This is a genomic window from Flavobacterium piscisymbiosum, assembly GCF_020905295.1.
GTDB classification, from domain to species: Bacteria; Bacteroidota; Bacteroidia; order Flavobacteriales; family Flavobacteriaceae; genus Flavobacterium; species Flavobacterium piscisymbiosum.
Genome location: NZ_JAJJMM010000001.1, coordinates 2437670 through 2460809, shown reverse-complemented (window position 1 = coordinate 2460809; position 23140 = coordinate 2437670). Strand labels below are relative to the sequence as shown.

Annotated in this window: 11 protein-coding genes; 6 read left to right on the top strand and 5 right to left on the bottom strand. The window is 33.9% G+C overall.

Features of this window, described 5'->3' with window-relative positions:
- The first annotated feature begins 27 nt into the window (after nucleotides 1–27).
- Nucleotides 28–1410: a carboxypeptidase-like regulatory domain-containing protein gene (locus LNP81_RS27455; RefSeq protein WP_230035736.1), complete on the top strand. Its 1383-nt coding sequence runs from the start codon at nucleotides 28–30 to the stop codon at nucleotides 1408–1410.
- A gap of 245 nt (nucleotides 1411–1655) precedes the next feature.
- On the opposite strand, the gene LNP81_RS10865 is transcribed toward LNP81_RS27455, so the two are convergent.
- On the bottom strand, nucleotides 1656–3920 hold the full coding sequence (locus tag LNP81_RS10865) for an aconitate hydratase (protein ID WP_230035735.1): 2265 nt from the start codon (nucleotides 3918–3920) through the stop codon (nucleotides 1656–1658).
- Between the two features lie 129 nt (nucleotides 3921–4049).
- Nucleotides 4050–6821, bottom strand: a complete 2772-nt coding sequence (locus LNP81_RS10860) for a bifunctional aconitate hydratase 2/2-methylisocitrate dehydratase (protein ID WP_230035734.1) — start codon at nucleotides 6819–6821, stop codon at nucleotides 4050–4052.
- A gap of 444 nt (nucleotides 6822–7265) precedes the next feature.
- On the opposite strand from LNP81_RS10860, the gene LNP81_RS10855 reads away from it, so the two are divergent.
- A complete protein-coding gene (locus tag LNP81_RS10855) occupies nucleotides 7266–9872 on the top strand; it encodes an XrtN system VIT domain-containing protein (RefSeq protein ID WP_230035733.1) in 2607 nt (868 codons plus the stop codon).
- Nucleotides 9872–11107, top strand: a complete 1236-nt coding sequence (gene xrtN, locus LNP81_RS10850) for an exosortase N (RefSeq protein ID WP_230035732.1) — start codon at nucleotides 9872–9874, stop codon at nucleotides 11105–11107. Before LNP81_RS10855 ends, xrtN begins: the two co-directional genes overlap by 1 nt.
- A 44-nt stretch (nucleotides 11108–11151) precedes the next feature.
- Here the strand turns inward: xrtN and LNP81_RS10845 are convergent, their stop codons facing one another.
- Nucleotides 11152–12105, bottom strand: coding sequence for an AAA family ATPase (locus LNP81_RS10845; RefSeq protein ID WP_230035730.1), 954 nt, complete (start codon nucleotides 12103–12105; stop codon nucleotides 11152–11154).
- A gap of 78 nt (nucleotides 12106–12183) precedes the next feature.
- Entirely contained in the window at nucleotides 12184–13611 is a 1428-nt protein-coding gene (locus LNP81_RS10840; protein WP_230035729.1) for a peptidylprolyl isomerase, read from the bottom strand.
- 538 nt (nucleotides 13612–14149) lie between these two features.
- On the opposite strand from LNP81_RS10840, the gene LNP81_RS10835 reads away from it, so the two are divergent.
- Nucleotides 14150–15589, top strand: a complete 1440-nt coding sequence (locus LNP81_RS10835) for an alpha-amylase (protein ID WP_230035728.1) — start codon at nucleotides 14150–14152, stop codon at nucleotides 15587–15589.
- 156 nt (nucleotides 15590–15745) lie between these two features.
- A complete protein-coding gene (locus tag LNP81_RS10830) occupies nucleotides 15746–17335 on the top strand; it encodes a peptide chain release factor 3 (RefSeq protein ID WP_065448355.1) in 1590 nt (529 codons plus the stop codon).
- A gap of 80 nt (nucleotides 17336–17415) precedes the next feature.
- Here LNP81_RS10830 and LNP81_RS10825 read toward each other — a convergent pair whose 3' ends face one another.
- Nucleotides 17416–18147, bottom strand: coding sequence for a hypothetical protein (locus LNP81_RS10825; RefSeq protein WP_230035721.1), 732 nt, complete (start codon nucleotides 18145–18147; stop codon nucleotides 17416–17418).
- A 677-nt stretch (nucleotides 18148–18824) separates the two neighbouring features.
- Between LNP81_RS10825 and LNP81_RS10820 the strand changes: the two genes are divergently transcribed.
- Nucleotides 18825–23135 carry a PAAR-like protein gene (locus LNP81_RS10820; RefSeq protein WP_230035720.1) on the top strand — a complete coding sequence of 1437 codons (4311 nt, stop codon included), beginning with the start codon at nucleotides 18825–18827 and terminating at the stop codon, nucleotides 23133–23135.
- Nucleotides 23136–23140: the final 5 nt, after the last annotated feature.

The window sequence follows — 23140 nt, the reverse complement described above, 5'->3', positions numbered from 1 at the left end:
AAAAACTAACCTTAATCTGAAAACAGTGTGAAAAAACTACTTTTATTTTTTATTCTTTTTCCTTTATTATGTATTGCTCAAAATATAAACGGAACAATAGTTTCGAAAAGCACTAATCTCCCACTTGAAAACACCAATATCCTGGCATTATCAAGTAAAGTTGGAACAATATCAGATGAAAACGGGAAATTTTCTTTAAAACTTTTATCAAAATTTAACGATGACGAGGTATTAGAATTCTCTCATATTGGTTACGCTACGACAAGAATTTCTTTAAGTTATCTGACTAAGCAAAGCTTTATAGTTTCGCTTGAAGAAAATATTGAAAATTTATCAGATGTAATTATTCCTGCGGATCAAAAACTACAATCTAAACTTTCATTTACCCAATTAACTTCTTTAAAACATCTTATATTCTCATTTGGCTCTCTTCTGCAAGATGACAAAATTTATGTTAGTGGCGGAGATGCTTATCCTGAAATCAACCAACTCGAAAAAGCACGAGCAGAAAAAGCTGATATGGATATGGTGAAATTTTTAAGTGAAGAGCAATATACGTCGGCTAAACGACATTATAAACAAGACCTTTGTATATATGACATCAAAACTGATACATGGGAATTTTCGAAATTAAAACTTCAAAACAGGGCTTATCACAACATTCATTTTTACAACAATTTGGTCTATATCGTAGGCGGAAAAAAAATGTTTGTAAACAAAATAAGTAGCTGGGAATACCTGCAAGATCAAATTGAAGTTTTAGATTTGGAAAAACAGACCATTAAAACTGATAATACAAATCCGCATAAGGCTGCTGATTTTGCTTCATTTACTTATAAAGATAATATTATTGTAATGGGAGGTTCTGTAAAATCGACCGAAAGTGGTGTCAAGGATTTTACCGATAAAGTACATTTATACAACATTTCTTCAGGTTATTGGTACGAACTTGCTCATATGCCAATAGCAAAAGAAACGACAGGCGCTCTGGTCGATGATAAAATTTATCTTATTGGAGGTAATAATGGAAAGCCAATCTCACAAATAGAATCTTTTGATTTAGCAACGGAAAAATGGCAAAATGAAGGAGAATTATTCTCACCATTAGAAAGGCCTGCTGTAACTTATCATGAAAATATTATTTATTTTTTTGAGGATCAAAAAATGTATGTTTATGATCTAAAAACAAAACAATTAAAAGAATATGAAATTGGATTACCTCTGAAATATTCAGTCATGCATTATTACAATGATAAATTATACATTTTAGGTGGACGTGTTGACAATAGCTACTCGAAATTACCTTCTTCGAAAGTATTTAGTATTGATGTAAATGAATTTGAAATTACCAAACCTACCAGAACTAAGACTTTATCACAAGAAGTACGTGTCACTAAAAACAACGGATAGATTATTTTTTATTTTGAATATGAAATTATATCGAAAGATCTAAGGTCACACTAAGAAAAAAAAAAAACTTCTGATAAAAACGAGTGCCCTAGCCCAGATAGAAGCGGCATCTCCCGATTTAGAAAAACAAGGCTTTTTAGCCGTAGTTTTTGTTTATCGGGAATATAGCGGATAGCTGGAAATAGCTCCTAATAAAAAACGCCCTGTTTACACAGAGCGTTTTTAGTATAATTGAATCTTAACGATTAAGCTTTTCCGGCAGCGATTAAGTTTAATGCTGAACCTGCAACGAACCAGCCAATCTGACCTGCGTTATAAGTATGGTTTGCCAGGATGATATCTTTTGTACCATTTGCATGAACGAACTCTAATGTCAATGGTTTTCCAGGAGCGAACTCGGTTAAATCAGTAAAATTGATAGTATCGTCTTCCTGAATTTTATCGTAATCTGCTTCGTTTGCAAATGTTAATCCTAAAAGTCCTTGTTTTTTAAGGTTTGTTTCATGGATGCGGGCAAAAGATTTCACCAATACCGCTTTAACTCCTAAGAAACGTGGCTCCATAGCAGCATGCTCACGAGATGAACCTTCGCCATAATTGTGATCTCCTACAACGATAGACGGAACTCCAGCAGCTTTGTATGCACGAGCTACAGCAGGAACTGCATCATAAGTACCTGTTAATTGATTTTTAACAGAGTTTGTTTTTTGGTTGAATGCATTTACCGCACCAATCAACATATTGTTTGAAATATTATCTAAGTGTCCGCGGAAACGTAACCATGGTCCAGCCATAGAGATATGATCTGTAGTACATTTTCCGAATGCTTTGATTAATAATTTTGCTCCAGTAATATTTTTACCATCCCAGGCATCAAACGGAGCTAATAATTGCAAACGTTCTGATGTTGGGCTTACCACAACCTGAACTCCTGAACCGTCTTCTGCCGGAACCTGAAATCCCGGATCTTTAACATCAAATCCTTTTGGAGGCAATTCGTCTCCTGTTGGCGCTTCAAGCATTACTTCTTCTCCATCTTCGTTGATTAAGGTATCTGTTAACGGATTGAAACCTAAATCTCCTGCGATAGCCATAGCGGTTACCAACTCTGGAGAACCTACGAATGCTAAAGTATTTGGGTTACCATCTGCACGTTTTGAGAAGTTACGGTTAAAAGAGTGCACAATAGTGTTTCTTTCTTCTTTCTCTGCTCCGTCTCTGTCCCACATACCAATACATGGTCCGCAGGCATTTGCAAAAACAGTTGCTCCAATTTTTTCGAAAGTATCGATAAATCCGTCTCTTTCGATGGTATAACGCACTACTTCAGATCCTGGAGTAATGGTGAATTGAGATTTAGTTTTTAAGTTTTTAGCACTTACTTGTCTTGCCAAAGAAGCTGCACGTGAGATATCTTCGTAAGAAGAGTTGGTACAAGAACCTATTAAACCTACCTGAATTTGTAATGGCCAGTTGTTTTTGATCGCAGTTTCTTTCATCTTAGAAATTGGAGTCGCTAAATCCGGTGTAAAAGGACCGTTTAAGTGTGGCTCTAATTCAGTTAAGTTGATTTCGATAACCTGATCAAAATATTGTTCCGGGTTAGCATATACTTCTGGATCTCCTGTTAAGTAAGGGGCTATTTTATCTGCAGCATCTGCAACATCGGCTCTGTTTGTAGAACGTAGGTAACGACTCATAGAATCATCATATCCAAAAGTTGAAGTCGTAGCTCCAATCTCTGCTCCCATGTTACAAATAGTACCTTTACCGGTACAAGACATAGAAGTTGCCCCTTCTCCAAAATATTCAACGATTGCACCAGTACCACCTTTTACAGTAAGAATACCGGCAACTTTTAGGATAACATCTTTAGGAGCTGTCCAACCTGATAATTTACCAGTTAGTTTTACTCCAATTAATTTAGGGAATTTAAGTTCCCAAGCCATACCGGACATAACGTCTACAGCATCTGCTCCACCAACACCAATGGCAACCATTCCTAAACCACCTGCATTTACAGTGTGGGAATCGGTACCAATCATCATTCCTCCAGGGAAAGCATAATTTTCAAGTACTACCTGATGAATAATTCCTGCTCCCGGTTTCCAGAAACCAATTCCGTATTTATTAGAAACTGACGACAGGAAGTCGAAAACTTCATTACTTTGTATTTTTGCTCTGGCCAAATCGGTTGCTGCATCTACTTTTGCCTGAATCAAGTGATCACAGTGCACTGTTGTAGGCACTGCTACTTTAGGCTTACCGGCGTGCATAAATTGCAATAATGCCATTTGAGCAGTTGCATCCTGACATGCTACACGATCCGGTGCAAAATCAACATAATCTACTCCTCTGCCAAAAGCCTTTGTTGGATTTCCGTCCCAAAGGTGATTGTATAAAATTTTCTCTGTTAATGTAAGTGGACGACCAACAATCTCGCGTGCTTTATCAACACGATCCGGCATGTTCTCATACACTTTTTTTATCATTTCAATATCAAAAGCCATAAGTATAATTGTTTTTGTTTTTTTTATTTTGAACATGACAAGTTACAAAAAATAGAGTAGCCAGAAAAGAAAAAGCCCGAGTTTATCAACTCGGGCTTTTTATATATAATGATTATAACTAATCGTAAATTACATTACAAGCAATTTATGAGAAGGTGCAAATCTTGTTAAGCTAATACCATCTACTGCTGCTGTATATTCAGCAAGTGTAGGAGTTCTACCTAAAATTGTAGATAAAACTACTACCGGTGTAGAAGAAAGTAAAGACTCTCCTTTTTTACCTTCAGTATCTTCTACAACTCTTCCCTGGAAAAGACGTGTTGAAGTTGCCATTACAGTATCTCCTTTTGCCGCTTTTTCCTGGTTACCCATACAAAGGTTACATCCCGGACGCTCTAAATACAACATGTTCTCATATTCAGTACGTGCTGCTCCTTTAGGTGCATTATCGTTGAATTCGAAACCTGAGTATTTTTGTAAAACTTCCCAGTCACCTTCGGCTTTAAGTTCATCTACAATGTTGTAAGTAGGAGGCGCTACTACAAGAGGCGCTTTGAACTCCACTTTACCGTGTAGATCTTCTATATTTTTAAGCATTTGAGCCAAAATCTTCATATCTCCTTTGTGAACCATACAAGATCCGATAAATCCTAAATCTACTTTTTTCACTCCACCATAGAAAGATAAAGGTCTGATAGTATCGTGCGTATATCTTTTAGAAACATCAACGTTATTCACGTCTGGATCTGCAATCATTGGTTCGATAATCTGATCAAGATCTACAACAACTTCAGCATAATATTTTGCATTTGCATCTGGAGTCAACGCTGGTTTTTCAGCTGATTTGATCTCTGTAATTCTCTTATCCGCTTTATTGATCAATCCCTGAAGAACTTGTTTTTCATTGTCCATCCCTTTGTCGATCATGATCTGGATTCTGCTTTTTGCAATCTCCAATGATTCGATTAAGGTATCATCTTCAGAAATACAGATAGAAGCTTTTGCTTTCATCTCTGCAGTCCAGTCTGTAAATGTAAAGGCCTGGTCAGCAGTAAGAGTTCCTAGATGAACCTCGATAATTCTTCCCTGGAAAACATTTTCTCCACCAAACTTTTTAAGCATTTGAGCTTGTGTTGAATGCACTACGTCACGGAAATCCATGTAGTCTTTCATTTCACCTTTGAACGTCACTTTTACAGATTCCGGAATTGGCATTGAAGCTTCTCCAGTAGCCAATGCAAGAGCAACTGTTCCTGAGTCAGCACCAAAAGCAACACCTTTTGACATTCTTGTATGAGAGTCACCACCAATAATGATAGCCCACTCATCAATAGTAATATCGTTAAGTACTTTGTGAATTACGTCTGTCATTGCATGATAAACACCTTTTGGATCACGAGCTGTGATTAATCCAAAATCGTTCATGAATTTCATCAATTTTGGAATGTTTGCCTGCGCTTTTTTATCCCAAACTGAAGCTGTATGACAACCTGATTGGTATGCACCATCAACGATTGGCGAAATTACTGTAGCAGCCATAGACTCTAATTCTTGAGCAGTCATAAGACCAGTAGTATCCTGAGAACCTACGATATTTACTTCTACACGAACATCTGATCCGGCGTGCAATACTTTACCCGCAGTTATACCAACAGCATTTCTGTTGAAGATTTTTTCTACTGCTGTAAGTCCTTGCCCTTCAACTGAAATTTCTTTTGATGGAGCAAATACAAGAGGAGCTTCGATATCTAAAACTTTTGCTGCTAATGTTTGAAGTTTTTTACCAAATACAATCGCGTAAGATCCTCCAGCTTTGATAAATTCCATTTTCTGAGGCGTGAATGCCTTAGAAATGTCTATCAATTCCTGATCACCGTTGTATAATTTTTTTGTTTTTGTATTTATTGTAAGTACAGTTCCTGTAGCAACAGAGTATGCTTCTTCAAGAATTGGCTCATTATTCTCATTTCGAATAATATTACCTTCTGCATCCAGCTTTTTTACCCAGTTTTTAAGGTCTAAACCAATACCACCAGTAACATCTACAGTTGTTAGGAAAATTGGAGAAATTCCGTTTGTTCCTGCAACGATTGGAGCAATATTAATAAATGGAACATACGGGCTTGCTTGTTTACCTGTCCAAAGTGCCACGTTGTTTACACCTGACATTCTTGACGAACCTACACCCATTGTACCTTTTTCAGCAATCAACATAACGCTTGCGTCTGGATGTTTTGCCTGCAATGCTTTGATTTCTTCTTGTGCCTGAGGCGTAATCATACATTTACCATGAAGTTCACGATCAGAACGTGAGTGCGCCTGATTACCCGGAGAAAGTAAATCTGTCGAGATATCTCCTTCACCAGCGATATAAGTAACTACTTTAATTTCTTCTACTACTTCTGGCAGTGCAGTAAAGAACTCTGCCTGTGCGTAACTTTTAAGAATCTCAATAGCAATTGGATTACCATTTTTAAATGCTTCTTTAAGACGGTCTGTGTCTGCCTCATAAAGATAAACTTGTGTCTTAAGAACATCTCCTGCTTGTTTTGCAATAGAAGTATGATCACCAAGTGCTAAATCCAACAACACTTCAATCGAAGGTCCGCCTTTCATGTGTGATAATAACTCAAAAGCAAAAGCAGGTGTTATTTCTTTTACTTCGGATTGACCCAAAATAATTTCCTTCAAAAACTTAGCTTTCGTACCGGCTGCACTAGTAGTACCTGGTACAACATTATAAATAAAAAAGTTCAGAGAATCTTGTCTGTACTCGTTATTCAAATCTTTAATTTGTTCAATGATTTCGCCTAATAATTCAGCGCCATCAATTGGTTTCGGGTTAAGCCCTTGACCTTTTCGTTCTTCAATTTCTTGGATGTAATCCTGATAAATATTCATAATAAAAGTCTTTTCTAGGTATTTTATTTTTTTTGTACGCAAATTTAGGTATTAAAGCCGACAATTAAAAAAAATATAATAGAAGTCGCCTTTTCAAAAATTATTATTGCTAAAAAACGATTTTGACTGCTTGTTTTTGTCAAAATATCAATTTTGAATAGAAAAAATAAATTATTGATATTTTAAAATCTTTTCTTTAACAAAGTCGGAATTTGCTGTTATAAATGAAGTCAGAATTTACCTCTGTTTTAACAAAGAACGGTTCTAAATAAGAAATTATAACGTTATAGTTGCTCTTTTACACCACTTTTTCTTCTCCATTTTAAAAAACCAATTCCAAGATTAAACTTTCATCCACTTTCAAAAAAAATCCTAATAAAAAAACTTGTAATTCAAATTATTTAATAGCTTTGCAATTCAAAGTACTTTTAAATAAATACAACTATGAAACACAAATTAGATATTTTAGAATCTTACACTCAAAAAACCGGAGTAGTAATTAGTTTAATTGTAACGCTGTTTAGCAGCATTTTCCTTATTATCGCTCTTCTCTCTAAAGAACATTATTGGCGTGGTTATGAATCAATTGATTTACTAAGTCTCATATTCGAATTTGTATATGGAGTTGGAGTTTCCTTCTTAATTCTTAGAAAAAGGGAAACGTACATTCACTTAGCTCCTTTCCTGATCCTAAACTGGTTCATTGGCTGTTTTAGCTTAAATACATTTATTCCTGTTTTTCAGAATCTTCCTGTATGGGTTTATTTAGCCACTCTGGCTTTTTGCCTCTCTAATTTTTTTATTTACAGAAATTCAGATGAAAAGGGAAATACATCTATCGCCTTTTTTATAAATGGCGTATCGTTTTCAATCATCTTATATTTTGCGCTTTACCTGATTCCAATTATGCCATTCTCTTTTATGGGACTTATAGCTTTAGGAGTAGGTTTCTATGGCTTGGTACCGGCACTTGTTATCATTATCCATACAATCACAATTATTCGATATCTCAGTAACAATAAAATTTATGCTGTTTCTTTTAGCGGAGGTTTTTTAGTGGTTTTAATTAGCATGATAGTCTTTACTGTAGGATTAAAAATTGAAAGCAGAAAAATAACTCAATTGGCCAGAATCAATTCATTTGATCAAAACAATGAACTGCCTTATTACATCTCAGTTTCACAGAATTTAAAACCTAATTTTTTTAACGAAATTCTATTAAAAAAAGACATTGTCTATATTCCGCTTCACGATATATTTTCTTTTAGCTCTTTTAATTCCTTTGGCAGCAAACAATTTAATGAGCGTAAAATTAATAATCCGTTCATATCTATTGCCTATTTGTTTTGTGAAGACCTAACTCTGGATAACGACGATAAAATAAATATTCTAAAATCAAACTTTGATAAACGATTAGAAACCGAAGAACAATTATGGAGTGGCGACGATTTATTTACCAAAAGCATTAAAGAAGATGTGAAAATTTATCCGGAAACGCGTTTGGCTTATACTGAAATCACAATGAAAATTGCCTGCGAGCAAGAATCCGGGAGAAACAACAAGGAGGCTATTTATTCTTTTCAATTACCGGAAGGTTCTGTTGCAACATCGTTATCATTATGGGTAAACGGAATCGAAAGAAAAGGAGTTTTGACTACAAAAGAAAAAGCGAAAGCAGCATATAAACAAATTGTTGGTGTAGAATATCGTGATCCTTCTTTAATGCAATGGAAAGAAGGAAATAAAGTGGTTGTTAGGGTTTTCCCGATTAATTATAAAACGCCACGAACCTTTAAATGTGGTTTTACAACTCCTTTAAAAGTTGAAGACAATCAAATGAAATACCAGAGTCTTTCTATAAAAGGCCCGAATATTTCGAATGCCGAAACAATATCAAGAATCCAGACCGTTGGAAATACAAAAATAGAAACCAGTAAAGATTTTGAACTGAATAAGAACTACTACATCAATCAATCAAAAGGACTAGACGATTGGGAAGCTACTATGCCATTATCTAAAACTCTACAATCAAATTCATTTGCATGGAAAAATAAAGTGTATGAAGTCACGGAAATTCAGAAAACAGCTATTCCGTTTACACCTTCAGAAATTATATTAGACCTAAACAGCAGCTGGACGACCAAACAAATCGAATCTTTTGTGGACTTAAATAAAAAGAATTTGTTTGTTATTATAAACGGAGAAAAGAAAGCAATCGATAAAGACAATTTTAAAGCTATCGAATTAGAATTTGAAGATCTGCACTATTCTTTATTGCCTCTTTATAAAATGACTCCGAACAGCTTAATCATTACAAAATGCGGTACGTTTTCTACTAATTTTGAAGAACTTGAAGATTCCCGTTATTTAAAGAAAATAAGAACCGGAACGAAAGAGAGAAATTTAAAAGTAATTAATATTTCATCTGATATTAATCCGTTCTGGCAGACTGTCAAGGAGCAAAAATATGTAGATTACTTTCAGACCAGTTTAAAAAACAGTTTAGAACTGATTGATAAAAATCAATTTATTCTATTTAAAACAGCACCGAACACGGTCAATATAGAACCTGCAAATATTGCGATTCAAGAAATTCCGCAAACCAGCGTTACTAAAACCAATGGACCAAATCATATTTACAGAATGTATGCTTTTGGAAAAGTATTAGACGAACAAGTAAAGATTCAAAGTAATTATTTGTCACATTATAAAAATGAGCCTATTTCTCAAGATACTGCTAGCGTTACAGTGGTTTCGGTTGACGAATTGCGCGAAGAAGAAATCAAAATTAAAAATGATTCCCTTTTTTATAATAAATATTTGAATTTAGCAAAAGATGCCAATATTGTAACACCAATATCTTCTTTAATCGTTCTTGAAACTGATGCGGATTACAAAAATAACGGAATCGAAAAAAATGTCGACACTTTAGGAAATGCCTCTATAAACAATGATGGCGCTGTTCCTGAACCACATGAATGGTTATTAATTATTTTGGGATCTACAATACTTTTCTTCTATTACAGAAAAAACAAAAAGCAAACTATCTAATGAATTTTATATTTCAATACAAAAACGCAATTGCCCTATTGATTCTGGCTTGTTTACTGGCTATGAACTCGAATATAGTGATGTCCGGGCTTGATAGTAATCTCTTCGGAATTGTATTTTCAATCGTATTGTTTCTAATTGGAGGTAGAAAAACTTCATTTAATATGAACTACCCTCTTTTAGTTTTAATTTTTGTATTAGAATTTATAAGCTTTCGTTTGCATACCAAATCTTTGCATTTTTTAGCTTTAGCATTGCTAGCCTGCTTTTTATATTATAGTCTTACCAGAAAATTTTCGTTCATCGCCTTTATCTGTATTTTATTATTCTCATCTGTTTTTAGTACTTTTTTTGATTATTTGACAGTAGAAATCAAACAAACTCTTTGTTACGGAGTATACCTCACTTTAAAAGATTTCATCCCAATAACAAAGATCGAAGGTGTTAATTTTTATATCAACAATGCGAAAATCACCATCGATACGGCATGTATGGGATTGTCGATGTTTAAAACCGGTTTACTTGTTGGAGCATTTTTACTGACTCTGGAAGAACGAAAACAACATAAATATTTCAATATCAAACAAATCTTTCTGTTCTGTTTTATGGTGATTTTATTCAATATCATTTCGAATTATTTCAGAATCGTAACTTTAATTTTATTTAATTGCACAGAAGAGAATACTTTACATTACACGATTGGTTTACTTTGTTTTGTATTTTATCAAATTATACCAATGTTATTCTTCATTCGTTTTTTTAAACCTAATCAGGAAGAAACACTCCATTCAAATTCTAATAAATTTACCTTCTTTCTTATTACAATAGCATTTTCAATTGTACTCGTAACCAGCTTAGAAATCAAAAAAGAATTGAAACATAATTTGCTCGAAAATTTAAATGCAACTTATAATCTTAAAAAAGGAATCTGGATAAGTACTGAAGTTTTTAAAATTGTAACTCCTGAAAAACTTATCTATATTAAAACTCCGTCGCACAATCCTTTGATTTGCTGGACAGGAACTGGGTATAAAATTATCGAATCGAAAGTGATCAAAAAAAACAACGAAGAAATATGTTTTGTTCAAATGGAGAAAAATAACATTCAATATCACTCTTATTGGTGGTACGAGTGCGACAATAAAAAATATACTTCACTTGCAGAAGTACTTTTAATAAAACTTTTTCAAAATAAATCTGTTAGATTAATCAATGAAACCAGGATTCCAAAATAGACAAAAAAAGTCTGATATTTACTTAATATCAGACTTTTATATATTTACATCAACTTCTGGATAATAACTTCTTCGGTTATTCCTTCCGCATCTGCTTTGTAGTTTTTAATAATTCTGTGTCGCAAAATTCCTGTTGCAACTGCTTTTACATCTTCAATATCCGGTGAGAATTTCCCATTAAATGCCGCGTGGGCTTTTGCAGCTAAAATTAAGTTTTGAGACGCTCTTGGTCCTGCTCCCCAATCCAGGTAATTCTTTACAAAATCATTTGACAAAGCATTATCCGGACGCGTTTTGCTTACCAACGTTACAGCATATTCAATCACATTATCAGCTACAGGAATTCTACGAATTAAATGTTGGAAATCGATAATCTCCTGAGCCGTAAACAACGGATTAATGGTTGTTTTAACATCAGAAGTTGTGCGTTTTACTACCTGAACTTCTTCTTCAAAACTTGGATATTCTAATTTAATAGCAAACATAAAACGGTCTAATTGTGCTTCCGGCAACGGATATGTTCCTTCCTGCTCAATTGGGTTTTGCGTTGCTAATACAAAATAAGGCAAATCTAACTTATAATTTTGTCCTGCAATAGTAACCGAACGTTCCTGCATGGCTTCAAGCAAAGCTGCCTGCGTTTTTGGCGGTGTTCTGTTGATCTCATCTGCCAAAATAATATTCGAGAAGATTGGTCCTTTTATAAATTTAAACTGTCTGTTTTCATCTAAAATTTCACTTCCTAAAATATCAGACGGCATTAAATCAGGCGTAAACTGAATTCTTTTAAAATCTAATCCTAAGGCTTGCGCCAAAGTATTGATCATTAACGTTTTTGCCAATCCCGGAACACCTATTAAAAGCGCGTGTCCGCCGGAAAATATACAAAGTAAAATTTGATCTACAACTTCATCCTGGCCTACAATGATTTTTGCTATTTCGGTTTTTAATTCATTTCGTTTCTGAACTAAATTATGAATTGCTGCTACGTCAGACATTTAGATATATTTTTAAAATTGAAAAGAGTTAGCTTTATGAATTCATAAAACTAACTCTTTTTATTTATTTAATAAAACTTATTTTTTCAACCAGTTGTATACAAAGTTACAATCTCTGTACTCTCCAATAATTTTAATGTAAGTATCTTTTATTTTAGTATCAAACCACTTTGAGATTGTTGTAATTTGTTTTTCTTTCAATGCTAATTCTTTAATCTTAGTATAATCTTTAGCATAATCAGCAGTATGCGCGTCAATTCTATTAGTGATAGTGATTAACTTGTAAGTCTTTTTACCTTTATCATCTGTATTTAAAACCGGCTGAGAAATCTCATTATCTTTCAGGTTAGAAACCTGGCTATATAAAGTTGGATCCATTTTAGTCAACTCAAAACGTGTATCCTGAGTATTAGGATTTATCAATGTTCCACCGTTTGCTCTTGTTTCTTTTTCGTCAGATTCTGTTCTTGCAGCTTCAGCAAAAGTAATTTCTTTGTTTTCTATTTTAGTTCTGATATTCGCAATTCTTTCCTTAGCATCTTTCAAAGCTGTCTCAGAAACTGTAGGCGAAATCAAAATATGACGTAGTTCAACTTCCTGCCCTTTGATTTTTTCTACTATAATAATATGGTACCCAAAAATAGTTTTAAAAGGTTCTGAAACTTCTCCTTCTCCTAAACTAAAAGCAACATCTTTAAATTCTTTTACGAATGGAGTTTTTCTGGTCATTTTATAAAACCCTCCATTTGGTGAAGATCCGGGATCTTGCGAATACAAAACTGCTTTGGTTGCAAAACTAGATCCTTCAAGAACATCTTTTCTTATGGCATTTAATCTGTCTTTTACCTTTTGCTCATCTTCTGCAGAAACTTTTGGCTCTACAACGATTTGAGCTACTTCCATCTCAGCTCCAAAAGTCGGCAATTCCTCTTTTGGTATTTTCTTAAAGAAATTACGAACTTCTTCCGGAGTAATTTCTACTGCGTCGACAATTTTCTTCGTCATTTCAGAAGCTAATTTTTGCTCCTTTAAGATATCCGAAAAATAAGTTTTGAACTCCTCTACCGAATTTTTTTTGTAATAAGCAACTACTTTATTGATATCTCCTACCTGTTGAATCATATAATTCAATCGATCATCCATCATGCCTCTTATTTCTGCATCACTTACTACGATACTATCCTGAATCGCCTGGTGTGCGTACAATTTATCTTCTAAAAGTTTACCAAGCATCTGGCATCTTGTAATATCTTTTACAGAACCTCCCTGAGCACTAATTTCTAAATATGCTTTATCAATATCTGAATCTAAAACAATGTAATCTCCCACATTGGCTATAATACCGTCAATTTTTTGCTTTTGTCCAGTTAGTTGAACTGGTTTCTGGATCACAGTATCTTTAATAATTTCCTGAGCCGAAATGATTGAGTTGAAAAAAAATAAAAAACACATTGTCAACACTAATTTGTAATCAATTGTTTTTAACTGTAATTTTTTTAATAACATTATTTTAAATTTAATTTGAATGTAAAGATCTTGCTTTAGAATTTCGTTTTAAACCACAATCACTTTAAATGTATTCCCCGATATTGTACTGAAAATACTAAATAATTAAGATCTAGTTCTTTTTAACTTATAACGAACAAAAATAACAATTCAATTACATAATACAACTATCGGCTATACTATTAACAAAAAATTATATGGATGGTAGCTGAATTTCATATAGAACAACTGTTTCCATGAGATTAATCTCTTTAAAAAAAGGTGGTAATCCTTGCCACAACACTCACAAATACCGATTTAAGAAATATTTTACACCAATTTAAAAGAAGTAACTTTTGATGAAATAAAAAAAGTTATCAATACTACAACGTTTTCGTAGTATAACTATTTTCTTATAAAAACAAACCAAATCAAAAAACACATACTTTAGATGAATAATTGATAATTATTGAGTGAAAAAATTACGAATACACATTGCAAAACCTCTGATAAATATCAAATTACAAACTTTATTATCTAACCTAAACCAAATCTTATTATGAAAAAACCTATTCTAAAGATTTATTTACTTGCATTAACAACTGCATTCTTCTATTCGTGTTCTCAAAACGAAACCAGCGAAGCAGACTCAAGAGCTGAAAGTCATCAGTTTGAAATCATTAATGTTACACATCACGACGGAAAACCTTTTAGTACAGGAACTTCTAATTCATCAACAGGAAAGTATGTTGACAATCCCGGAGGTGGCGTTATGATGCAGGCTTTTTATTGGGATGTACCTGCCGGAGGAAACTGGTGGAATACCGTAAGTAGTAAAGTAACTGCCTGGGGTAATGCAGGAATTGGATCTATTTGGCTTCCACCAGCTTCTAAGGCTCAAAACGGAGCTTTTTCTATGGGATACGATCCAACAGATTATTTTGATTTTGGAGATTATAACCAAAATGGTTCTGTAGAAACCCGATTTGGTTCAAAAGCTGAACTTGTAAGTTTAATTACCAATGCGCATACCGAAAATATAAAGGTATATGCTGATATCGTGATTAATCACAATAGTGGCGGACAATCTGAAGCGAATCCGTTTACAGGAACGAATACCTGGACCAGCTTTAGCGGAGTTTCTTCTGGAAAATTTCCACGTACTTACAATGATTTTTACAAAAATAGCTACGGTAATAACGACGAAGGCTCTTTTGGAGGTTTTCCCGATTTATGCCATGCGGCTCCAAATGTTCAAAATTGGTTGTGGTTAAGAGCCGACGGTGTTGGTAAATATTATAAAAATACCATGAAATTTGACGGCTGGAGATTTGATTACGTAAAAGGATTTGGTGCCTGGGTTGTTAACTCCTGGAATGCTAATGTAGGTGGCTTTTCGGTGGGAGAATTATGGGATTCGAATGTAAACGTATTAAATGACTGGGCAAATAATGCCAATAGTTCTGTATTCGATTTTGCGTGTTACTATAAAATGAATGATGCATTCGACGGAAATAATCTTGCGTTATTAAACGACGACATGATGTGGAAAAGAAATCCATACAAAGCCGTTACATTTGTTACCAATCACGATACAGATGAAATTTCGAACAAATTACTAGCGTATTCTTATATCCTAACTCATGAAGGATATCCAACAATATTCTACAGAGATTACGAAGAATGGCTGGATAAAAATAAATTAAACAACCTGATCTGGATTCACAACAACAAAGCTACAGGTACAACTTCGATTTTATATGCTGATGATGATGAATATATTGCCAGAAGAAATGGGTACAACGGAAACCCTGGATTAGTGGTTTACATCAATAACTCTAACTCCTGGCAAGAACGATGGATTCAGACCAATTGGGCAAATGCACAGATTAAAGATTTCACAGGAGCATCGACCTGGTTTCCAACAACACAAGCTGATAAATGGGTAAAAATTCAATGTCCGCCAAAAGGATATTCTGTTTGGTCGCTTAACCAATAATTTTAAAATTAATAATTCTAAGGCTGTTCTAAAAAGACAGCCTTATTTTTTGCTTACAACTTCGCTTTAATAAAACAAAAGACTTCCTAATTTAAGAAGTGAATATTTTTATTAAGCCGTAATTAATAGTACTTTTGCAACCTATTTATACGAAATATGAGCTTTTTAAAAGAAATACAACGCAGAAGAACATTTGGAATTATATCGCATCCCGATGCCGGTAAAACAACATTAACAGAGAAGTTATTGTTATTTGGAGGGGCAATTCAGGAAGCAGGAGCTGTAAAAAACAATAAAATAAAAAAAGGAGCAACGAGTGATTTCATGGAAATCGAACGCCAAAGAGGTATTTCGGTTTCGACATCTGTACTTGCTTTTAATTATAAAGAAAAAAAAATCAACATTCTTGATACTCCGGGACACAAGGATTTTGCCGAAGATACTTTTAGAACTTTAACCGCTGTTGATAGTGTTATCGTTGTAATCGACGTTGCAAAAGGGGTTGAGGAACAAACTGAAAAATTAGTCGCAGTTTGTAGAATGAGGAATATCCCGATGATTGTTTTCATCAATAAATTAGACCGTGAAGGAAAAGATGCTTTTGACTTAATGGATGAAGTAGAACAAAAACTTGGACTTACAGTTACTCCTTTGAGTTTCCCTATTGGTATGGGTTATGACTTTCAGGGAATTTATAATTTATGGGAGCAAAACATTAATCTTTTTAGTGGAGATAGCCGTAAAAACATCGAAGAAACTATTGCCTTCTCTGATGTTCAAAGCCCTGAACTAGAAAAAATTATTGGTGCAAAACCAGCTGACAGATTACGTGAAGAATTAGAGTTAATTGACGAAGTATATCCAAAATTTGATCGTCAGGATTATTTAGACGGAAAATTACAGCCTGTATTTTTTGGTTCAGCTTTGAATAATTTTGGAGTTCGCGAATTATTAGATTGTTTCGTAACGATCGCTCCGTCTCCTAGACCAAAAGATTCTGAAACTCGTTTAGTAGATCCTACTGAAGAAAAAATGACCGGTTTTGTTTTTAAAATCCACGCTAATATGGACCCAAAGCACAGAGACCGTTTGGCTTTTATAAAAATTGTTTCAGGAACTTTCGAAAGAAACAAACCTTATTACCACGTTCGCCAAAAGAAAAATTTAAAATTCTCCAGCCCGAATGCCTTTTTTGCTGAGAAAAAAGAAATCGTCGATATTTCGTATCCAGGAGACATTGTAGGTTTGCACGATACAGGAAACTTTAAAATTGGTGATACTTTGACAGAAGGTGAAATCATGAGTTTCAAAGGAATTCCGAGTTTCTCTCCAGAACACTTTAGATATATCAATAATGCTGATCCTATGAAAGCTAAGCAATTAGAAAAAGGAGTTGATCAGTTGATGGATGAAGGTGTGGCGCAGTTGTTTACTTTAGAAATGAACAACCGTAAAGTGATCGGAACTGTTGGAGCACTTCAATACGAGGTTATTCAGTATCGTTTAGAGCATGAATACGGTGCTAAATGTACTTACGAAAACTTCCCTGTTCATAAAGCGTGTTGGGTAAAACCTGACGATGCTAAAAATGATGAATTTAAAGAATTCAAACGTATTAAACAGAAATTCTTAGCTCATGATAAATACGGTCAATTAGTTTTCTTAGCTGATTCTGACTTTACAATTCAAATGACCCAAAATAAATATCCAAGTGTGAAGTTATTCTTTACTTCAGAATTTGATTAATTTTTTTTAAAGAAAAACATTAAAAAGGCTGTCTAAATTACTTTAGACAGCCTTTTTTATTTCGACATAATTCCAAAATGTTACTTATAGTTGATCCCTAATCCTCCGGCAATCATAACTTTAGCAAGTTCTCCTTCTCCTACAATTATATCTTGTACCAAAACATTATTCTTAACGGACTCTATCGCAAAAGGTATTTCTTTTGAAAGATAATAATCATCGCCAGTAATTGTAACTATAAGACTTTTGTTGCTTTTTAAAACTTTTACAGGAATAGAAAATTCTCCCGTCTTAGCATTTATTCTAAATGCATTTTCAGAATCATTAATTCTAAGTTCTAAATTTGGATACATTTTACGGGAAAATGGTTTATTTGTTGTAGCATCCAATAATTTTCCTTTAACAGTGATTACCAGTTCCTGTCTGGAAGTATGGTTATAGGCAACTTTACCCATTAAATGTTTGCTTGGTTTTGGGCAATTTACTTCAGTTTTAATCGGTGTTTTTTCCTGTCCGGACACATTTGAAGCTAATAAAAGTGACGCCGCAACTGCTGCATATTTAAGGTTATTAATTTTAGAAACTTCATTATATTCAAACTCATGATCTAATTGTGTTACTTTCAAACGGGCACAAATATTTGTATCTTTTGTTTCTGCAATAAATTTAGCCACTTCAGTATTCGACTTTTTACTTAAATCGATTACATTTTTCGCACATGAATTACAAAATGATCCGGTTGCATTGGGTATCATTTTATTAAAATTTTCAGAACAAGGGCTTGCTATCTTTAAGGTGAATTTCTTTTTCATAATGTACTTTACTAAGTTAAGATCTTTTCGAAGATGCTTATTTACTTACATAGAGTACATTTTTCGTAAAAAGGTTGGGATGAAAGCAAAATAATTTTCAATCCTGAATTATTGCTCAATAAAAACGTCAGAAAAAAGCATAAAAAAAGCGCTAATGTATCATTAGCGCTTTTTTTTAATTTGAATTAATGCAACCTTAATAGTTTATTATATCCAACAAATTAATCCCATTTTATTAGGAGAATGAAATTTAGACTAATAAATCCCAAACACGAAATTTAGTCGACGAAAGTAAAACTAAATCGGTTGAAATGCATATGTCCTAAATTTGTTATTTACAAACCCGATTTGATTCTCTCTTCCTTAAGTTAAAACTTTTTAATCTAAAAAGACAGATTTTACATAATCTAAAGCTTAGATTATTTCTTTTTGCTTATTGCCATATTAAAATAAGTTTTTTATCACAAACAATAAATCATTTAACAGTATTTATTGTATTATTATAAAAATTATTAAATATTTTTATAAGATTTTTACACCATTAATCATATGGCAATTTTAAACTTTTACGAACGATAAATATAAAATACAATTCTCGAAATTCAGGCAGATACTTTATTTCATTATAAAGAGGAAACATTTTTAAATATAAAAAGAGAAACTAATTCTAAATAATTATGGCAAAAGGAGAAATAATAGTAGAAGGAGCTAAATGTTTTTGCTCTAATTCTGTAATAAATAACAGTAAGGCTAATACAGTGCCATTAACAGTAAAAAGTCAGATTAAGTATTTTGCTCAGGAAAAACCCATTGCTACCAACCTTGATGATAACTCAGATTGCTTTGATAACGGAAATGGTTTTGGCGAATGTTATCTTCCTAACAAAAATACAACAAAACCCTGCAAAGCAAAATGCAGCATCAAATACAAAGATTACTATAAAAACGTAGATTTTGATAAAAGAATGAAAGTACTGCTGGATATCTCTACAGGCACCTGCCCTGGTTATGGTCCAATGGGTGCTACAGCCGGTATCATTCAATTTGCTACCACCGGTCAAAAAAAAGCAGTAAACACTATTGATGTTCTCGAAGCAGATGCATTTATGGTCGAAAATACTTCTTCGCAATGGGAAATCTCAGATCCTACCAAACAAGATTCTGTTTCTGAAATCACTATTCTTGCTCCCCTTGCAGAAAAACCAACAGGAAAATATTATTTTATAGAAAAACCAACCAACACAAATATTTTTCAATTAGCAAACCCCCTTTTAGAAACAAAACTCGAATTGAAAGCCATTTGCAAAGGAGATTCTTCAAAAGTAATATGGGCAATATTTAAAGGTGAAGGAGTTACAAATAAACTAAAAACCTTTGTAGGCATTGGAGCCAATATCGAATTTACCCTGGATAAACTTTTTAAAGATTATGAAGAAGGTATCTATAGAATTGAAGCCTATGCCAACACTGCCGGATCAGATAAATGCTTCATACTGATCGAATATGTAAAAGATTATGTCGAAGGCATTACAGCGCCAGGTAAAACATTAGTAAAAAACACGCCTATTCCTTTAACCTTAAAATTTAAGGCAAGCTCTTTTGCAGAAAAATTAAAAATATTAAATCCGCCTAATACACTTATCGAAACCTCCCCTATTGCCCATTGGAGAGTAAAGCACAAAAATATTGTAACAAATCAGGAAACAATAATTTACAACAGCCCGATAAATACTAATTCGGATCTGGTAAAGGTAGAAATAGCTACAGGGCTTTTAGGCGTTTTTACTTTTAAAAACCCCGGAGACTACGAAATCGAGGCCTATACATCTCCAGATGATCCAAGTCCCGTAACAACCAAATTAACCGTTCATGAATCCTTACAAATAAATACCGTAAAAGGAACCTCTAACCTACTCTTGCGATATAATGAGCACCTCAAAGTAGAGGTCAGTAAGTTTAATGTTGATTTTTTGCCTGACAATGGCACTAAAATGCAATGGTATTTGCAAAAAGACGCAGTACGGCTAACTGCTTTTGAAAGTGCTGCAATTTCAAAAGAAAAAATCATAAACAAACCTATCAATCAAATTCTCTTTAATGATGCTCGGGCAGGCAATAACTACTTTGGTAAATATGTTATCGAAGCCTATGCAAAATCCGGTAACACACCTATATTTAATGGGGCTGACAGTTTTTTCTTTGAAGTGATAAGAAACGCTGTAGACAAATTTACTATGCCTCAATTGATTCCTAAAGGAGCTAAAGTAAAATACGAAACTGCAGCCCGAATCATGCCTCTTGTGGGCGATGAAAAAATCAATTTAGAACTCCCAAATAATGTGACCGACAATCACGACGGAACCCTTACTTTCAACACCGAAGGAGAGTTTGAAATAGCGGCCTATCTTACAGGAGAACAAACCCTTGAAACCAAAGCAAAGGCAAAAATAAAAGTAGCCAACCCAGAACTCAAACGTGCATCATGGGCTTATGGAACGGGCTATAAACGTACCGAAACAGGCTATAATGAAGAAACCCATGCCTTTGTAGAAATTGCAGGGTTAGAAAACCAACCCATCACCATAAAAGTCTGGGTAAAAGGAGCAAATGAATCTTTTTACTTAGAGCCCGCAAAATACATGCTCGAAGAAAAAAAGATCACCCTTAACGATAAAGGCAAAGGCTCTTTTAAAATCACTACTGATGACAAGTACAAAGAAAAAATAAAAAATGTATTGCCCGCAACAAGCGAAGCGCCAAACCCAAACATAATTTTGGTTTTCACTGTAGAAATGCCGACAGGAAGCCAGGGAGCAATAACGCTTCCTGAGACTATGACCCTTAAAAACGGCAAGCCGGTAGCAGGAACAAAATTTATAGAAGTATTAGACAGTAACGAAGAACTGGCAGTAACCAATAATAAAAGTATAAAACATATATTTTTTTCGAAAGAAGATGGCAAGGGGGTTCAGCAAACCCTTACCCATAAAGGCAAAACCCATAAAATATGGGTACATACCGCCAATATGCAGGAAGAAGAGTTAAGGGTCGACGTTATGACCCTGGTACATTCTGAGTGTATCGAAGAAAAAAACGGCATCATAACAGTACTGCAAAGCATACAGGAATACAAAGAAAAAGTGGGCAGTGACGGGCTTTTAGAATTCTCTTTCACACCCGAAGAAAAATACCTGACCGATGCCGAAGTAAACCCCGTGCGCTTTAGTGTACAAGTAAGTCGAAAAGTAAAAGATCCTAACGATGACAAAAAAGAGATTTATGTTTTTGAAGATGATCAATTGGCTGCTATGTCCTATCCTAACGCAAGTTTGGTACGAAGCCCTGATATGAAAAGCATTGGGATAAAAGCCACCAAACAAGACGAGACTCCTTTTACTAAAGAAGAAAAAATTGCCTTACGAAAACAACTCATCTGTTTTAAAAATACAGCATTGATAGTCGAAAAAGGTTTTTTAACCCCGGAAGCTATCGACAATTGTACCGTTCCTGTAATGGTAGATATGGAAATGGCAGAAGTTCAGACAAATAAAGATTGTCCTAGATGTAAGGAGAAAATTATTTTATCAGATTTACAGCAAGTATTTTTTAATGGCAATAAATCAATCATGGAAAAATGTTTACCGTATATAAATGAATATTTTGAAAAATTTCAAATAAACACCTGTAAACGCAAGGCACATTTTTTTGCTCAAGTTAGAACAGAAACCGATTTAGTAATACTAACTGAAAGTTTAAAATATAAAGAGGAAACATTATTTAATAGTGATTTGGCATATTATAGTGGAAATGCAGAGAGATGTAGAAGAGATGCTTTGAATGATAGAGCTATTGGAATTAATGCTTATGGAAGCAGATTAGGGAATAGAGCTGGAACAGAAGACGGATTTAATCTTAGAGGAAGAGGTTTTATAATGGTTACAGGTAGAGATAATTATGAAGAATTTCAAAAATTTTATAATAAACACAGAGAGGCATTAAGACTGCCACAGGAAAAATTTATAACATTGGATGGAAATTACTCAGGAGAACATCCTGAAAAATTGGAAGAAGAAAAATATGCAGTTCTCTCAGGCGTTAGTTTTTGGGTAACAAACAGATTGAATGAAATCGTTACAGCAGGAACAGATGAACTTAAAGTAATAGAAGAGCTAGTGGATCATATAAATTCAAAAACTCATTCAAGAGATAAAAGAAGAGGGTCATATCAAGGAGGTAAATATACCTACAAAGGAAAAGAAGGTAAATATGATACAGGGACAAAAATAATTTTTAAAGTTGATGAATGCGGAATAAATAAAACAGTTACATCTTTAAATTTAGAAAATTCTGATTTGAAAATTAAGGAGGGAATTGAGTGGCTTTTAACAAAAGCTATTTCTCAAGATGATGTAGCTAATGGTGTGGCCTATAAAGTTCCTTATGAAAATGACCAGAATAGAACATTAGCTACTGGTGAAAATACCATGGATTGTTCCGAACTTATATGTAGATACCTCGCAAAAATAGAATGGTGTTCAAAAGGATGGGCTGCAGGTACCGCAGTACTTTATGACTACACTCAAGATAAACTTAGCTATTTAGTAAAACATGATAGTTTAACTTACATACCACAAGTAGGAGATATTTTTATATGGAAAAATTTAAGTGGAGGAATGGGGCATACTGGAGTAATTACAGGTTATGATGAAGAAAATGATGTGGTTACAACAATTGAAGCTATCTCTTCCAAAGAGCAACCATTTGGTTTAAGTAGGTCAATATCGATGAAAGGTGTTACTGAATTAAAATGGAAAAGAAACTCCAAACATTTGCTTTCACACCCTCTAACAAAAACGAATAAAAATGGAGGTACAGATAGTTTAACTAGTTGTAGATTTTATACACCTATGTCTCATTACTCCAAAGTGGATAAATTAATGAAGTGGACAAGTGGTACAGCATATAAAATCGAAATTATAAAAAAATAAATATT

Bases quoted from the DNA above. Each gene is read 5' to 3' on its own strand.
- LNP81_RS10840 (WP_230035729.1), bottom strand. From the start codon at position 13,611: ATGTTATTAAAAAAATTACAGTTAAAAACAATTGATTACAAATTAGTG.
- LNP81_RS10825 (WP_230035721.1), bottom strand. From the start codon at position 18,147: ATGAAAAAGAAATTCACCTTAAAGATAGCAAGCCCTTGTTCTGAAAAT.
- LNP81_RS10835 (WP_230035728.1), top strand. From the start codon at position 14,150: ATGAAAAAACCTATTCTAAAGATTTATTTACTTGCATTAACAACTGCA.
- LNP81_RS10845 (WP_230035730.1), bottom strand. From the start codon at position 12,105: ATGTCTGACGTAGCAGCAATTCATAATTTAGTTCAGAAACGAAATGAA.
- LNP81_RS10820 (WP_230035720.1), top strand. From the start codon at position 18,825: ATGGCAAAAGGAGAAATAATAGTAGAAGGAGCTAAATGTTTTTGCTCT.
- xrtN (WP_230035732.1), top strand. From the start codon at position 9,872: ATGAATTTTATATTTCAATACAAAAACGCAATTGCCCTATTGATTCTG.
- LNP81_RS10830 (WP_065448355.1), top strand. From the start codon at position 15,746: ATGAGCTTTTTAAAAGAAATACAACGCAGAAGAACATTTGGAATTATA.
- LNP81_RS10865 (WP_230035735.1), bottom strand. From the start codon at position 3,920: ATGGCTTTTGATATTGAAATGATAAAAAAAGTGTATGAGAACATGCCG.
- LNP81_RS10855 (WP_230035733.1), top strand. From the start codon at position 7,266: ATGAAACACAAATTAGATATTTTAGAATCTTACACTCAAAAAACCGGA.
- LNP81_RS10860 (WP_230035734.1), bottom strand. From the start codon at position 6,821: ATGAATATTTATCAGGATTACATCCAAGAAATTGAAGAACGAAAAGGT.